The organism is Bradyrhizobium sp. USDA 4449, assembly GCF_054056275.1.
The window spans coordinates 5,444,982-5,459,348 of record NZ_JBSRYD010000001.1 but is presented as its reverse complement, the minus strand read 5'-3'; the positions used below and the strand labels follow the sequence as shown (position 1 = coordinate 5,459,348).

Sequence of the window (14,367 nt, the reverse complement as noted above, 5' to 3'; positions counted from 1 at the left end):
AGCGACAACCATGACAATCCGATTGCCTGTCTTCCGCCTTCCCCTTCTCGTGCTGGCCTCCGTACTGGTTTTAACCGGCGCGCCGGCACGGGCGCAGAACATCGTGGTCATGGTCAACGGTGATCCCATCACCGATTTCGACATCGAGCAGCGCTCCAAGCTCGACCAGCTGACGACGCAGAAGACACCGAGCCGGCAAGACGTCATTAACACGCTGATCGACGACAAGCTCAAAATCAAGGAAGGCAAGAAATACGGCGTCGATCCCACCGCCGCCGACGTCAACCAGTCCTTCGAGGGCATGGCGCAGCGCATGCGCATCACGCCCGATCAGCTTTCCAAGTCGCTCGAGGTCAAGGGCGTGCGTCCCGACACCCTCAAGAACCGCATGAAGTCGGAGATGGTCTGGACCAGCCTCGTGCGCGGCCGGTTCAAGGAGAAGCTGATGGTCGGCGAAAAGGACGTCGCCGACAAGGTGCGGGAAAGCGGTGACGAGAAGCTCCAGGTCGAGGGCACCGAATACAAGATGCAGCCGGTCGTGCTGATCGTGCCGCGCGGCTCGTCTGCGGCTTTCCAGGAGACGCGGATGAAGGAAGCCGAGCAATATCGGGCGCGCGTCGGAAGCTGTGAGGAAGCCAATTCGCTGTTCCGCTCGACGCCGAACGCTACCATCCGCGAGACCGTGACCAAGACGACCGCGGATCTGCCCGAGGCGCTGCGCAAGGTGCTCGACGATACCCCGATCGGCCATATGACCGCGCCCGAGGTGACCAAGTCAGGCATCGAGATGGTGGCGCTGTGCTCGCGCAAGCCGACCACGATCGACACGCCGAAGAAGCGCGAAATTCAACAGAAGATGTATACGGAGAAGTACGAGAAGACGCAGAAGGCCTATCTCGACGAGCTCCGCAAAGCTGCGATGATCGAGTATCGCAACCGCTGATGGGCGCTCCCGCAAAGCCCCTCGCGCTGACGCTCGGAGAGCCCGCCGGCATCGGCCCGGACATCACGATCGCAGCCTGGCTCAGGCGCCGCGAGCTCAGCCTTCCCGCTTTCTACCTGCTCGGCGACGAGGCGCTGATCGCGCACCGCGCCAAGACACTGGGATTGACCGTCGGCGCCGACATCGCGATCGCCGCGGTGAGTCCTGAAGAAGCCGTCTCCGCCTTCGCCGACGCGCTGCCCGTGGTTGCGACCGGCGAGCGTGCGAGCGCCGTACCAGGCAAGCCTGACGCATCGAGCGCTCCGGCCGCGCTCGCCTCGATTCGCCGGGCGGTCAGCGACGTACGCGAGGGGCGCGCCAGCGCCGTCGTCACCAACCCGATCGCCAAGAGCGTGCTGTACCGCGCCGGTTTCCGGCATCCCGGTCACACCGAATTTCTGGCCGAGCTCGCCAGCACCGATGGCCGCGAGCCGCAGCCGGTGATGATGCTGTGGTCGCCGCGTCTTGCCGTGGTGCCGGTGACGATCCACGTCTCGCTACGCGACGCTCTCGCCCAGCTCACGAGCGACCTCATCGTCTCGACCGTGCGCATCGTCGCGACCGAGCTCACATTCCGCTTCGGCATTGCGCGGCCGCGCATCGCGATATCTGGCCTCAATCCGCATGCCGGCGAGGACGGCTCGCTCGGCCGCGAGGAGCAGACCGTGATCGCGCCCGCGCTTGAAGTGCTGCGCAATGACGGCATAGACGCGAGGGGCCCGCTGCCCGCGGACACCATGTTTCACGAGGCCGCGCGCAACAGCTATGACTGCGCGGTCTGCATGTATCACGACCAAGCGCTGATCCCGATCAAGACCGTGGCGTTCGACGACGCCGTCAACGTCACGCTCGGCCTGCCCTTCATCCGCACCTCGCCCGATCACGGCACCGCCTTCGACATCGCCGGTACCGGCAAAGCCAATCCGGCGAGCCTGATTGCGGCACTCAAGCTTGCAAGCCGCATGGCGGCCGCAAACAGCTGATGAGCGCGATCGACGACCTCCCTCCGCTTCGCGAGGTCATTCGCCAGCATGCGCTGTCGGCCCGCAAATCGTTGGGCCAGAATTTTCTGCTCGACCTCAATCTCACCGCGCGCATCGCGCGCGCAGCCGCGCCTCTCGAAGATTCCACCATCATCGAGATCGGCCCCGGTCCCGGCGGCCTGACGCGCGCGCTGCTTGCGCTCGGCGCCAGACGCGTGATTGCGATCGAGCATGACGAACGCGCGATCCCGGCACTCGAGGATATTTCCGCGCGCTATCCTGACAGGCTCGAGATCGTGCATGGCGACGCCATGACCTTCGATCCGCGGCCGCTGCTCGGCGGAGATCGCGCCAAGATCGTCGCCAATCTGCCCTACAACATCGCGACCCAGCTCCTGATCAACTGGCTCACCATCGAGCCTTGGCCGCCCTGGTACGACATGATGGTGCTGATGTTTCAGCGCGAGGTCGCAGAGCGCATCGTCGCGCGCGAGGACGCGGACGCCTATGGGAGGCTCGGTGTACTCGCCAACTGGCGCGCAGAGACAAGGATCCTGTTCGACATTTCGCCATCCGCTTTCGTGCCGCCGCCGAAAGTCACCTCGTCCGTCGTTCGCCTCAAGCCGCGCGCGGAGCCATTGCCCTGCGATCGCAAGCTGCTCGAACAGGTCGCGGCCGCAGCCTTCGGACAGCGCCGCAAGATGCTGCGCCAGAGCCTGAAATCGTTAGGTGTCGACCCGGCGCGACTTGCGCAGGCCGCCGGCGTCGATGCGACGCGGCGCGCCGAGACTGTTCCGATCTCGGGCTTTGTTGCCATGGCGCGTGAATTGGCGGATATACGCGGCGAAGCGCAATAATCCATATTCCGGAGGAAAGAAAATGGCGATGATGCGTCGTCAATCGCTGGTCAAGTTCGATGCGCCGCTGTGCGAGACCATCGTCGACACACCAAAACCGGAAGGCGCCGAGGTGCTGGTGCGCATCGAGCGCTGTGGCCTCTGTCATTCCGACTTGCACATCCAGGATGGCTATGCCGATCTCGGCGGCGGCAAGAAGCTCGATACCACCCGTGGCATGACGCTGCCGTTCACGCTGGGCCACGAGATCGCCGGAATCGTCGACGAAGTCGGCCCCCACGTGCCGGCGGGTCTCGTCGGTTCGAAGAAGGCGGTGTTTCCCTGGATCGGCTGCGGGCAGTGCCGCGACTGCAAGAACGGCGACGAGAACCTTTGCGCGAAGCAGCGCTTCCTGGGCGTCTCCATCGATGGCGGCTTCGCCACCCACGTGCTCGTGCCCGACGCGAAATATCTGCTCGACTATGATCCCCTGCCCGTCAACCAGGCGGCGACGCTGATGTGCTCCGGCGTCACGGCCTATGGCGCACTCAAGCGCCTGGTCGACCGTCCGCGCCAGCGCAACCTGTTGCTGATCGGTCTTGGTGGCGTCGGCATGATGGGCCTGTCGTTCGCGCAAGCCATGTTCAAGCAGCCGATCACGGTGGCCGATCTCTCGCCGGCCGCGCGCGAGACGGCGCTCAAGAACGGCGCAGCCAATGCCTACGATCCGTCCGAGTCCGACGTGATCAAGCGCATCCTGAAGGAGACCGATGGCGGCTTCGACGGGGTCGTCGACTTCGCCGGCAACGAGAAGTCGATGGCGTTTGCCGTCGCGGTCGCCGCGCGCGGCGGCAAGGTCGTGGTCTCCGGCCTGATGGGCGGCCAGTTCACGCTGCCGATGGTGCAATGGGTCTACAAACGCCTTACCGTTGAAGGCTTCATGGTCGGCACGCTCGCGGAGGCTCACGAACTGATGGCGCTTGCCCGCGCCGGCAAGATCAAGCCGACGCCGATGCGCGAAGAGCCGATGGGCGACGTGCAGAAGTGGATCGACGAACTTCGCGCCGGCAAGGTGGTCGGCCGTATCGTGCTGAAGAACTGAGTTTAGGCCGGCGGCGAGATGCATATCTAGCCGCCGCTCACGGAACGCCTGCCGCCGCGCGGCGTTGGCAGCGCATGTCCATTCGTTGCACGGTCGAGAGCGCATTCTTCATCGCCTGGAGCTTCCTCGAGAAGAGCGGCGAGCTGGGCCCGCCTGACACCTCGGCAAACGTCATTCTCGACGCGATCGAAGCGCAGCTGAAGACCGGCGAGCGCCGTCCGCTGATGCTCGCCAACAGGGCGATCGACACCTATCGGTACTTGAACCGCGAGCCTGCCGGACGCGAAGCGCGCCTCGGCTAGCAGCGCCAGCCCATGCCCTCGGACACCGCGGCGTGGCAGCGTGACTTCAGGAAGGCGGGCGGCTCGCGACAATCTCGTTAATTCGTCAGTGGGCTCACGGCAGCCTTTGCAGCCGGAAACACGGGATTCAGAGGCCTGCGGGCATGGTTCCGCGCATGGACGCCGCTACTGGATGCCCTCGACGGCATCGAGCAATGATCGGAAAGTACCGCGAGGCGCCGCAATGCGCCGAGTCGGCAGGCAACGGGCTCCGCACCCGCGAGAGTTCTTCGTCAGCCGAGAAGAGGTATTGCAGCACTAATGCCGGCCCCATCACTTCATCCAGGCTTGGGAACGTCCCGCGCCCGGCGTGCGTTGGCCTCTTGTCAAAGGCAACGACGGAGTCGAGCGCATGACGAAGCCGCTGACAAAAACGGTCCAGCCCGTTCCCGACGAGAACCAGAGCCACAAAGGCCCCGGCAGCGCGCCGGACGTTCCCGTCGACACCACCAAGGGCCATCGCGACGACGAGAAGCAGAACATCCGTGAGCAGGCGGCTCACGGCAATCTCACCCAGAACACCAGCAACCGGCGCATGGGATAGGCGCAGAAACCAGGGGGATGAAGAGGAGATACGAACGTGGTGACGCCGAGCAAATGGTACGATCCGATCTCAGAACGCTGGATCGCACCGCGCGAACAACACTCCGAAGCAGCATCTCTTCATTCCAGCGAGAACCACGTGCTCGAGATGCAGAGGTCAGCCGAGATCCAGCGCATCTGGCGCCTCTTGGTCGACTGCTGCGCCACCAAGTGATGCCTTCGCCCGCCGCTTGACGGCGGCGAAGCACCGGTCGGCCCGCACGATTATCATCCGGCATGAATGAGCCCGCATCCCGCGCCGGGCCCGTCGCAATTCCAGCTTGCGGAACCGCGCCCCCACCAAACGCCCCCGAAATGACTCAATTCGGATGGAACGAACACGTCGCAAGCCCGATTCAAGCCACATCCTCTCCGGATTTGGGGCTCATTGCCACCTAACTCTTTGTTGAGAAAGCCCCCGTAACGAGTTGCGTCATGCGTAAACGGGAGACCAGGATGGGCAACCGCACCGCAAAGTTCATATCCGCGCTGATCGGCAGCATCGTCGCGGGCGTACCATTGGCCGCTGTCTCCCAGAACGCGCCAAGCGCGCCCCCTGCCGCAAGCACCGCGAATGCCGCGGGCGACTGCCTGGCGTCCCCCAAAGGCGTCGCGCCACACGGACAGCACTGGCACTATCGGCTCGAGCGCGCGACCAAGCGGCAATGCTGGTATCTGCGCGCCGAAGACGCCAAAGCCGCGCAAATCGCGCAGGCGGCGGCCGATACGCCGGATGCGGCTCCACCCGCGGCGCAATCGGTGCAGAACGCGCATGCTGAGTACATGGCACAGCAGCAGACCAGAGCCGCAGCGGTCACGCCCGCGCCGGCCGCAGCTTCAGCTCGGCAGGCGCCCAGCACCCTGGATGCCAATGCGGCGCAGCCCGCCATCACCGCGCCCGGGCCTGACGCCACTGCGACCGCCGCTTCGCCGCAGCCGGCTGCCGCACCTGCGCCGAACGCCGCACAGCCGAGCGAGAACCCGGCCGCATCCCCTGCCCCGGCGGCCCTCGCCGCGGCCGAGCCGCCGGCGGACAAGCCTACGGGTTCGCTCCAGATGCTATTGCTCGTCGTCGGCGGTGCGCTGGCGCTCGCTGGCATCCTCGCGAGCGTGATTTATCGCTTCGCAGGCGGGCGCAGGCGCGTCCGGACAGCCGATCGCCGGGTGAAGTGGGATCACCGGCAGGATGACCATGACAGCCGCGCGCCCTGGCACACCGAACCGGCGCCGCATGTCGCGCGGCCGCTTCCGGTGGACTTCGATTCCATCCGTTCGGAAGGCCGCCAGATCGCAGCATTCTCCGACGCGATCGGCCGGATCGCTGCGCAGGGGCGTCCCACGCAGGTTGCCGCAACAGAACCTGACGAAACCGAGATCGACTATTTCCACGGCGAGTTCGAGATCGAGCGCCCCGCGCCTCATCTCGCCGACGACATCCGCCACGACGAGCCGGCAGAGCCAGACGCGGACGCACATCAAGAGCATGCGGTCGACGAAAATGGCGTCGCCATCGATATCATCACGGCGATGCTGGAGCGGCTGGCGACGGAAGGGCCACGGCTGACGCGGCCTGCCCCAAAAGCTGACCTTGCTAGCCTTGAAGCTGACCCTGCAGCCCTCGCACGAAGCTCACAAGGCCAATCCGCCGCTCGCGCTTGAGGCGCTCGGCCTTCAGGATCGACTGCACCTCGGCAAAGGCGTCATCGATGTTGTGGTTGATGACGATGTAATCGTACTCGGCCCAGTGACTCATCTCGTGGCCGGCGCGGCTCATGCGCTTGCGGATCACCTCGTCGGAATCCTGCGCGCGGGAATGCAGTCGTTTCTCGAGATCGCTGGCCGACGGCGGCAGGATGAACACGCTGACGACATCCGCACGCGCCTTCTCGCGCAGCTGCTGCGTGCCCTGCCAGTCGATGTCGAACAGCACGTCCTGCCCGGCCGATAGCGCCGCTTCGACGGGGCGGCGCGGCGTGCCGTAGCTGTTGTCGAACACGGTGGCCCATTCCAGCAGTTCGCCGGCCTTCACCATCGCCTCGAAGGTGGCCTTGTCGACGAATGAATAATCCGTGCCGTTGACCTCGCCTGGCCGCATCGCGCGGGTGGTCGCGGAGACCGACATTTTCAGGTCCGGCATGCGCTCGATCAACAAACGCGACAGCGTCGTCTTGCCCGCGCCGGACGGCGAGGACAGCACGAACATCAATCCGCGCCGCTCGACACCATCAGTTCCGTGGCCGCCCGTCGTCATCGATCACTCCAGATTCTGGACCTGCTCGCGGAATTGCTCGACCACGTTCTTCATGGCGAGCCCGGTATTGGTCAGTTCGATGTCGTTTGACTTGGAGCAGCAGGTGTTGACCTCCCGGTGAAATTCCTGCGCCAGGAAGTCGAGCTTGCGGCCGATCGGGCCGCCCTTGCCGATTAGCTCGCGCGCCTGCGCGATGTGCGAGGCGATGCGGTCGAGCTCCTCACGGATGTCGGCCCTGGTCGCGATCAGGATCGCTTCCTGCATCAGGCGGTCGGAATCGAAACGATCGGAGGTGTCGAGCAACGCGGCGATCTGCTCGGCGAGCCTGGCCTTGATCGCCTCCGGCTTGCGGCCGGGCGAACCTTCCGCCTTCTTCGCCAGCTGTTCGACCTCGTCGACCCGCTGGGTCAGGATCTGTCCGAGCGAGATGCCCTCGCGCTTGCGCATCGCCACGAGCTCGTCGAGCGCCTTGTCGAACGCATCGGCTGCAGCGGCACGCGCAGCCTTGTCCTCCTCCTCATCGCCCTCGGGCTCGGCGACCTCGACGACGCCCTTGATCGCGAGCAGGCCGTCGATGCTCGGCGCAACCGCGTCGACCTTGCCGGCGATCACGGCGGCGGCCTTCAGCACGGCGTTGAGCACGTCCTCGTTGACGCGGACGCTGGCGGCTGCGTTGGCGCGCTTGACGTTGAGATTGGCGTAGACGGTTCCGCGCGCCAAAAGCTCGCCGGCGCGCTTCTTGGCGTGGGCCTCGAGCTCGTCGAAGCCCTGCGGCAGCCGCACCCGCAAGTCAAAGCCCTTGGCGTTGACCGACTTCAATTCCCATTCGAACGTATACGGCCCGCTTGCGCCGTGGCTTCGGGCAAAGCCGGTCATGGACGACAGCGCCATCAGGTCAGTTTCTCCGGAAACATGGGATTCGCGAGGCCATCAGGCCACGGGAATCTTAAGACTATTTTGCAGGAAAGTGGAATCCGCAAAGTCCGTAGCACGTCTGCAGCCAGCCTAGCGCTGGACCACCGGCGGCGACGGCTGCACCGCGCCCTGGCGGGCGGGCGCCGCAGACCGTGCCGGCTTCTTCGGCCGTGGTGCCGGCGTCGTGGCGGTCGGAGCCGTATCTGCGGCTGCCGGCGCCGTGGGGGCGGGCGCCGCGGTGGCCGGCGCTGGCGCATCATCGGCCGGCTCGACCATGTCGTTCTGGATCTGCTTCTCCATCGCGCGCAGCTTGGCGACGTTCTTCTGGTGCGCGTCGTAGGTCTCGGTGAAGGCGTGCCCGCCCGAACCGTCGGCGACGAAGAAGAGGTCGCGGGTGCGGGCCGGGTTGGCGGCGGCCTCCAACGAGGCACGGCCGGGGTTGGCAATCGGACCCGGCGGCAGTCCCTCGATCACATAGGTATTGTAGGGCGAGGGCTGCGTGATCTCACTGCGCTTGATCGGACGTCCCAGCGTGCCCTTGCCGCCGACAAGGCCGTAGATGATGGTCGGATCGGACTGCAGCTTGATCTTCTGCTTCAGGCGATTGACGAACACGGCGGCGACGCGGCTGCGCTCGTCCGGCTTGCCGGTCTCCTTCTCGACGATCGAGGCAAGCGTCACCAATTGCTCCGGCGTCTTGACAGGAAGATCCTGGCTGCGGCGCTCCCAAATCTCCGCGAGCACGCGCTTGTGCGCCTGCTGCATGCGCTGGATCACCTGGTCGCGCGGGGTCCCGCGCGGGAACTTGTAGGTCTCGGGCAGCAGCGTGCCCTCACGGGGCACCTCGTGCACGCTGCCGGTGAAGATGTCGTTGTCGGACAGCCGCGCCACGATCTGCTCGGAGGTCAGGCCCTCCGGAATCGTGACGGCGTGCTGGACAACCTTGCCTTCGACGATGGTCGCGATGACGTCACGCAGGGACGCGTTCTTCTGGAACGAATACTCACCGGGCTTCAGGTCCGAGCTCGCCTTCAGCGCAGCCACGGCGCCGATGAACACCCATGGATTGACGTCGGTCACGCCTTCCCGGTTCAGGGTCTCGGCGATGTCGCGCTTGCCCGCGCGCTGGGGAATGTTGACGATCTTGTCGTCCTTCAGCGGCCCGGGCGATTCGAGCACCTGCCGTCCGTAATAATAGGCCGCGCCTGCGCCGATCATGCCGATCAAGAGCAAGGTGATGATGGCGTTGCCGACCACGACAAAGGGATTGCGCGCCCGCTCCGAACGCTTCGGCGGCGGTGGGACCTGCTCGGGCTCGAGCGCTGCCCGCGGACTCCGGGGCGAAATGGGCGGCCTTTCACTCATCGAAGCAACCTGAATCCTGCCGGTTCAATCGCGGCCGGGCAATCACTTGCCGAGCCAACTACACGCGCCCACAGACATGACTATCGCCGAATACGGCAAAACGGTGGATTCGTCGCGAACACAAACTATTGGCTTAGTCGCCGGACGATCACCGACGCGTTGGTACCGCCGAACCCGAAGGAATTCGACAACGCAACGTTCACGTCACGTTTCTTCGCCTTGTGCGGCACGAGATCGATCGCGGTCTCGATCGACGGGTTGTCCAAATTGATGGTCGGTGGGACGACGTTATCGCGAATCGCGAGGATGGCGAAGATCGCCTCGATCGCACCGGCAGCGCCGAGCAGATGGCCGGTCGACGATTTGGTCGAGGACATCGCGACCTTTGACGCGGCATTGCCAAGCAGCCGCTCCACCGCGCCGAGCTCGATCTCGTCGCCGAGCGGCGTGGAGGTGCCGTGCGCGTTGATGTAGTCGAGGTCGGATGCCGTCAGGCCGGCCCGCTTGAGCGCGGCGGACATGCTGCGGAAGCCGCCATCGCCGTCGGGCGCAGGCGACGTGATGTGATAGGCATCGCCCGACAGACCGTAGCCGATCACCTCGGCATAGATCTTCGCGCCGCGTCGCCGGGCGTGATCGAGCTCCTCCAGAACGAGGACTCCGGCGCCCTCGCCCATGACAAACCCGTCACGGTCCTTGTCGTAGGGACGCGAGGCCTTCTCGGGCGTCTCGTTGAACCCGGTCGACAGCGCCCGCGCCGCGTTGAAGCCGGCGATGCCGATGCGGCTGATCGGCGACTCCGCTCCGCCGGCAACCATCACGTCGGCATCGCCGAGCGCGATCAGTCGGGCGGCGTCGCCGACGGCGTGCGCCCCGGTCGAGCAGGCCGTGACCACCGAATGGTTCGGTCCCTTCAACCCGTGCGCGATCGAAACATACCCGGAGGCGAGATTGATCAGGCGGCCGGGTATGAAGAACGGGGACACCCGGCGTGGTCCGCGCTCCTTCAAAAGGATCGCGGTGTCGGCGATGCCGTTGAGGCCGCCGATGCCCGAGCCGATCATGGTGCCGGTCGCACATTTGTCCTCTTCGGTCTCGGGATGCCAATTGGCATCGTCGAGCGCCTGGCCGGCCGCGGCCATGCCGAAGATGATGAAGTCGTCGACCTTGCGCTGGTCTTTCGGCTCCATCCACTTGTCGGCATTGAAGGTGTCGTTGCTGCCGTCGCCGCGCACCACCGTGCAGGCGATCTTGGTCTGCAGATCGGAGACATCGAAGCTCTCGATTGGACGAGCACCGCTCTCACCGTTGAGAATGCGCTTCCAGGTCGGCTCGACGCCGCAGCCGAGTGGCGACACCATGCCGAGACCCGTGACGACAACCCGCCTCATGTCCGAAAACTCCGCATCGAAAGATTCACGGCCAATAACAAGAAACCGGCTGGCCGCTGGGAAGCGGCCCGTCCGGTTTCAATGTTGTCCCCGCGAAATGAAGAGCCTTAGCTCTTCGCGTTCTTCTCGAGAAACTTCGTGGCGTCGCCGACGGTGAGAATCGTCTCCGCGGCATCGTCCGGAATCTCGCAGCCGAATTCTTCTTCGAACGCCATCACCAGCTCGACGGTGTCCAGACTGTCGGCGCCGAGGTCGTCGATGAAGCTCGCAGCGTCGACAACCTTCTCGGGTTCAACACCAAGGTGTTCGACCACGATCTTCTTAACCCGCTCGCCAATGTCACTCATTGCATAACCTCGTGTTGTTCCCTGTAGACCCGACCCCCCGGGACGATACGAGCCGTCGTGGTCGTTGACTGCCTTCGCTTACGAACTTTGATGTGGTCCCACCCTAGACGATGCAGGACCGGGCGAACGACGGCCAAGGCTCTGCATCGCCAATATACAGGGTTTCAAAAACCTGCAATGGCGTTCTTTGCCCATCCGTTGAGCGTCCGGTTATCATACTTCAACTGCCTTGACTACACGCCTCAATTCGCTCCGGAAACGGCCGTTGCCGCTTCCACCCCGCCCATGTGGGCAGTGCGGAACGGCGCGTCAGATCATGGCCATGCCGCCGTTGACGTGAAGGGTTTGGCCGGTGACGTAGGCTGCTTCGTTCGAACACAGGTAGACGGCGGCAGCCGCAATGTCCTCGGGCGTCCCCAGGCGGTTGGCCGGAACCTTGGTCAGAATCGTCTCTCGCTGCTTGTCATTGAGTGCATCTGTCATCGGCGTTTTGATGAAGCCGGGCGCGATGCAGTTGGCGGTGACGCCGCGCTTGGCGTATTCGGCGCCGAGCGTCTTGATCATGCCGATCAGGCCCGCCTTCGAGGCGGTGTAATTGCCTTGCCCGGGGTTGCCTGTCACGCCGACCACAGAGGTGATGGCGACGATCCGGCCGAAGCGCTTGCGCATCATCAGCTTGGTGGCGGCCCGCGCCAGTCGGAAGGTCGCGGTCAGATTGACGTTGATAACCTCGTCCCAATCCTCGTCGCGGAGCTGAACGAACAGATTGTCACGCGTGATGCCGGCATTGGCGATGAGAATGTCGACCTGGCCCATAGCCGCTTCGGCAGCCGGCACCAGCGCCTCGACCTCGTCGGCCTTGGAGAGGTTGCAGGGCAGCACGAAGGCACGCTCGCCGAGCTTGCCGGCCAGCTCATCCAGCACTTCCTTGCGCGTTCCAGAGATCGCGACGGTGGCGCCCTGCGCGTGCAGCGCCTGCGCAATCGCCCCGCCGATGCCGCCGGTCGCGCCGGTGACGAGCGCCTTTTTGCCAGTCAGATCGAACATCGAAACAACTCCTCCAAAGCACGATCCGGAAAACTGTGCAGCGGTTTTCCGGACAGATCGTGCGCAAACTCAAGCCTGCTTGGCAGCAGCCAATGCATCCTTGGCGGCGGCAATATCGTTGGGACCACCGACTGCAACGCCGACGGCGCCGTCGGCGATGCGCTTGACGAGACCCGTCAGCACCTTGCCGGCGCCGATCTCGAAAAAGCGGGTGACGCCCTGCCCTGCCATATAGGCAACCGACTCGCGCCAGCGCACCGTGCCGGTGACCTGCTCGATCAGCCGGCGACGGATCTCGTCGGGATCGGTGATGGCAGATGCCAGCACGTTCGACACCAGCGGCGCGGCAGGCGCCTTGATCGTGACCCTGGACAGCGCGTCCGCCATCGCGTCGGCCGCGGGCTGCATAAGCTGGCAGTGGAACGGCGCGGACACCGGCAGCAGCATCGCGCGCTTGGCGCCCTTGGTTTTGGCAAGCTCGACGGCGCGATCGACCGCGGCCTTGTCGCCGGAGACGACCACCTGCCCGCCACCATTATCGTTGGCAGCCTGGCAGATCTGGCCCTGCGCCGCCTCCTTGGCGACCTCCATGGCCGCCTCGTAATCGAGGCCGAGCAGCGCGGCCATGGCACCGGCCCCAACAGGCACGGCCTTCTGCATTGCGAGACCGCGGGTGCGAAGCAGCCGCGCGGTGTCCGAGATCGTCAGGCTGCCGGCAGCAGCCAGCGCCGAATATTCGCCAAGCGAGTGGCCGGCCACAAAGGCAGCGTCCTGCCCCACAGAAAAGCCAGCCTCGGCCTCCAGCACGCGCAGAGTAGCCACAGATACCGCCATCAAGGCCGGTTGTGCGTTCTGGGTGAGCTGCAGGGTTTCCGCGGGACCCTCCCAAATGATCTCCGTCAGCTTTTCTCCAAGGGCCGCATCGACCTCGTCGAACACGGCGCGCGCCACCGGAAAGGCGTCGGCCAAGGACTTGCCCATCCCAACAGCCTGGGAACCCTGCCCCGGAAATGTAAATGCTGCCGTCATTCGGCGCTCCCCTGGATCGCTCAAGCCCTATGAGAACCCGGCAGCCGATGACGTCCGGCCCGAGCCTTGGTTCCCGACCATGCTCCGAAAGGGGCCGTAGACCCGGCCATGGCCAAAATGTCAAGCTAAGTTGGGCACTTCGCCCGGCAATCACCTGGGGATGCGGCCCCTAGAAGCCACCGTTGGTCTGATTGGCATCGACCGCCGCCCCCGCCTGCGCACGACGCGCGCTGTTCACCAGCTTGCCGGGACCGTCATCGCGATCGGGCTTCGCGGTCGCGAGCCGCAGCACCGCGGCGTAGCCCGGCTGAACCTCCATCCGGCCTGCATGGCGGCTCTCGCTGAGCAGGCGATGGACCTTCGGAAGATTGTAGCAGGGCACGTAGAACAGCAGATGATGTTCGAGATGATAATTGACGTAGTACGGCGCGATGAACAGACGCTCCAAGACGTTCGCATGCGTCGTGCGGGTGTTACGCAAGGGATCGCCGCTGTCAGGCACGACAGCGTGCTCGGCGATGTTGCGGATGCGGGTGATGACCATCATCCAGGTGAGCAGCGGCATCAGCCATAGCAGCGGATAGGCCCACCACGCGCCCGCGACCGCGAGGCCAGCGAACATCGCGGCGTTGACGAGGCATTGCGGACCAAGCTTGTCCCAGAAATGCGCGGCGCGCTGACGCCAGGGCCAGTCCTTCGGCCCGAGCGCGTTGAGCAATTGCGCCTTGCGCTGCTGGTAGCCGGTCTGCCCGGTGATGTCGCGGATGAACTTGCGGCGGTAGCTCAGCCTGGTGATCGGAAATGGCGCCGACAGCACGAGATCAGGATCGTCCTGCTGCTGCGTGCGCGCATGATGCTGCAAATGATAGCGCCGATAGCTGCGCGTCTCCGCAAAGATCGGATAGGCGCAGAGCCACTGGCTCAGCGCGAGGTTGGTTTTCTCGTCAGCAGACAGGCAACCATGAGCGCCGTCATGCATGAGGATTGCCAGGCCAAGTTGGCGTGAGCCGATGATGGCGACGGCGAGACTGTAAATGATCGGATTGGGCCACCACGCGACCAGCGCGATCGCGCCAAAGATCAGCGCCCAGGCGTGCGCGATCATCACGATACCCTTCCAGGTCACGCGCTGACGGACATCGGCGAGTTGCTCATCGGTCAGGAAATCGCGGGCACGCATGCGAAGCGCGGTCATG

Annotated in this window: 16 protein-coding genes; 8 read left to right on the top strand and 8 right to left on the bottom strand. The window is 64.9% G+C overall.

All coding sequences use genetic code 11. The features are described 5' to 3' along the window. Nucleotides 1-10 precede the first annotated feature (10 nt). From ACVIIW_RS25440 to ACVIIW_RS25405, 8 genes are all read left to right on the top strand, one after another. A complete protein-coding gene (locus ACVIIW_RS25440; RefSeq protein WP_456703250.1) occupies nucleotides 11-943 on the top strand; it encodes a SurA N-terminal domain-containing protein in 933 nt (310 codons plus the stop codon). Next, nucleotides 943-1,965, top strand: a complete 1,023-nt coding sequence (gene pdxA, locus ACVIIW_RS25435) for a 4-hydroxythreonine-4-phosphate dehydrogenase PdxA (protein WP_456703249.1) — start codon at nucleotides 943-945, stop codon at nucleotides 1,963-1,965. The genes ACVIIW_RS25440 and pdxA overlap by 1 nt, the downstream gene beginning before the upstream one ends. After that, nucleotides 1,965-2,822 carry a 16S rRNA (adenine(1518)-N(6)/adenine(1519)-N(6))-dimethyltransferase RsmA gene (rsmA, locus tag ACVIIW_RS25430; RefSeq protein ID WP_456703248.1) on the top strand — a complete coding sequence of 286 codons (858 nt, stop codon included), beginning with the start codon at nucleotides 1,965-1,967 and terminating at the stop codon, nucleotides 2,820-2,822. The genes pdxA and rsmA overlap by 1 nt, the downstream gene beginning before the upstream one ends. A 22-nt stretch (nucleotides 2,823-2,844) precedes the next feature. Next, nucleotides 2,845-3,903 carry an alcohol dehydrogenase gene (locus ACVIIW_RS25425; protein ID WP_456703247.1) on the top strand — a complete coding sequence of 353 codons (1,059 nt, stop codon included), beginning with the start codon at nucleotides 2,845-2,847 and terminating at the stop codon, nucleotides 3,901-3,903. A 74-nt stretch (nucleotides 3,904-3,977) separates the two neighbouring features. Then, nucleotides 3,978-4,205: a hypothetical protein gene (locus tag ACVIIW_RS25420; protein ID WP_456703246.1), complete on the top strand. Its 228-nt coding sequence runs from the start codon at nucleotides 3,978-3,980 to the stop codon at nucleotides 4,203-4,205. Between the two features lie 391 nt (nucleotides 4,206-4,596). Next, complete coding sequence (locus tag ACVIIW_RS25415) at nucleotides 4,597-4,788, top strand: hypothetical protein (RefSeq protein ID WP_456703245.1); 192 nt, start codon at nucleotides 4,597-4,599, stop codon at nucleotides 4,786-4,788. 36 nt (nucleotides 4,789-4,824) lie between these two features. Further along, a complete protein-coding gene (locus tag ACVIIW_RS25410) occupies nucleotides 4,825-5,001 on the top strand; it encodes a hypothetical protein (RefSeq protein ID WP_456703244.1) in 177 nt (58 codons plus the stop codon). A 260-nt stretch (nucleotides 5,002-5,261) separates the two neighbouring features. Next, nucleotides 5,262-6,485 (top strand): hypothetical protein, encoded by a 1,224-nt coding sequence (locus tag ACVIIW_RS25405; protein WP_456703243.1) that lies wholly within the window; start codon nucleotides 5,262-5,264, stop codon nucleotides 6,483-6,485. On the opposite strand, the gene gmk is transcribed toward ACVIIW_RS25405, so the two are convergent. From gmk to ACVIIW_RS25365, 8 genes are all read right to left on the bottom strand, one after another. Continuing rightward, complete coding sequence (gene gmk, locus ACVIIW_RS25400; RefSeq protein ID WP_456703242.1) at nucleotides 6,418-7,077, bottom strand: guanylate kinase; 660 nt, start codon at nucleotides 7,075-7,077, stop codon at nucleotides 6,418-6,420. The two genes, ACVIIW_RS25405 and gmk, sit on opposite strands and share 68 nt — an antisense overlap. Before the next feature lie 3 nt (nucleotides 7,078-7,080). Continuing rightward, entirely contained in the window at nucleotides 7,081-7,968 is an 888-nt protein-coding gene (locus ACVIIW_RS25395; protein WP_456703241.1) for a YicC/YloC family endoribonuclease, read from the bottom strand. Between the two features lie 114 nt (nucleotides 7,969-8,082). Beyond that, a complete protein-coding gene (mltG, locus tag ACVIIW_RS25390) occupies nucleotides 8,083-9,357 on the bottom strand; it encodes an endolytic transglycosylase MltG (RefSeq protein ID WP_456703240.1) in 1,275 nt (424 codons plus the stop codon). Nucleotides 9,358-9,482: 125 nt separating this feature from the next. Then, on the bottom strand, nucleotides 9,483-10,748 hold the full coding sequence (fabF, locus tag ACVIIW_RS25385) for a beta-ketoacyl-ACP synthase II (protein ID WP_092234622.1): 1,266 nt from the start codon (nucleotides 10,746-10,748) through the stop codon (nucleotides 9,483-9,485). A 107-nt stretch (nucleotides 10,749-10,855) separates the two neighbouring features. Beyond that, nucleotides 10,856-11,095, bottom strand: a complete 240-nt coding sequence (locus ACVIIW_RS25380) for an acyl carrier protein (protein ID WP_008130699.1) — start codon at nucleotides 11,093-11,095, stop codon at nucleotides 10,856-10,858. A gap of 309 nt (nucleotides 11,096-11,404) precedes the next feature. Further along, nucleotides 11,405-12,142, bottom strand: a complete 738-nt coding sequence (fabG, locus tag ACVIIW_RS25375) for a 3-oxoacyl-[acyl-carrier-protein] reductase (protein ID WP_456703239.1) — start codon at nucleotides 12,140-12,142, stop codon at nucleotides 11,405-11,407. Nucleotides 12,143-12,211: 69 nt separating this feature from the next. Next, nucleotides 12,212-13,171, bottom strand: coding sequence for an ACP S-malonyltransferase (gene fabD, locus ACVIIW_RS25370; RefSeq protein ID WP_456703238.1), 960 nt, complete (start codon nucleotides 13,169-13,171; stop codon nucleotides 12,212-12,214). Nucleotides 13,172-13,340: 169 nt separating this feature from the next. Next, the gene (locus ACVIIW_RS25365) at nucleotides 13,341-14,366 is read right to left on the bottom strand and encodes a fatty acid desaturase family protein (protein ID WP_456703237.1); all 1,026 of its coding nucleotides are present in this window, start codon (nucleotides 14,364-14,366) and stop codon (nucleotides 13,341-13,343) included. Nucleotide 14,367 lies beyond the last annotated feature (1 nt).

Coding starts and splice junctions, on each gene's coding strand:
- ACVIIW_RS25440 (WP_456703250.1), top strand. CDS start 11: ATGACAATCCGATTGCCTGTCTTCCGCCTTCCCCTTCTCGTGCTGGCC.
- pdxA (WP_456703249.1), top strand. CDS start 943: ATGGGCGCTCCCGCAAAGCCCCTCGCGCTGACGCTCGGAGAGCCCGCC.
- rsmA (WP_456703248.1), top strand. CDS start 1,965: ATGAGCGCGATCGACGACCTCCCTCCGCTTCGCGAGGTCATTCGCCAG.
- ACVIIW_RS25425 (WP_456703247.1), top strand. CDS start 2,845: ATGGCGATGATGCGTCGTCAATCGCTGGTCAAGTTCGATGCGCCGCTG.
- ACVIIW_RS25420 (WP_456703246.1), top strand. CDS start 3,978: ATGTCCATTCGTTGCACGGTCGAGAGCGCATTCTTCATCGCCTGGAGC.
- ACVIIW_RS25415 (WP_456703245.1), top strand. CDS start 4,597: ATGACGAAGCCGCTGACAAAAACGGTCCAGCCCGTTCCCGACGAGAAC.
- ACVIIW_RS25405 (WP_456703243.1), top strand. CDS start 5,262: ATGCGTAAACGGGAGACCAGGATGGGCAACCGCACCGCAAAGTTCATA.
- gmk (WP_456703242.1), bottom strand. CDS start 7,077: ATGACGACGGGCGGCCACGGAACTGATGGTGTCGAGCGGCGCGGATTG.
- ACVIIW_RS25395 (WP_456703241.1), bottom strand. CDS start 7,968: ATGGCGCTGTCGTCCATGACCGGCTTTGCCCGAAGCCACGGCGCAAGC.
- mltG (WP_456703240.1), bottom strand. CDS start 9,357: ATGAGTGAAAGGCCGCCCATTTCGCCCCGGAGTCCGCGGGCAGCGCTC.
- fabF (WP_092234622.1), bottom strand. CDS start 10,748: ATGAGGCGGGTTGTCGTCACGGGTCTCGGCATGGTGTCGCCACTCGGC.
- ACVIIW_RS25380 (WP_008130699.1), bottom strand. CDS start 11,095: ATGAGTGACATTGGCGAGCGGGTTAAGAAGATCGTGGTCGAACACCTT.
- fabG (WP_456703239.1), bottom strand. CDS start 12,142: ATGTTCGATCTGACTGGCAAAAAGGCGCTCGTCACCGGCGCGACCGGC.
- fabD (WP_456703238.1), bottom strand. CDS start 13,171: ATGACGGCAGCATTTACATTTCCGGGGCAGGGTTCCCAGGCTGTTGGG.
- ACVIIW_RS25365 (WP_456703237.1), bottom strand. CDS start 14,366: ATGACCGCGCTTCGCATGCGTGCCCGCGATTTCCTGACCGATGAGCAA.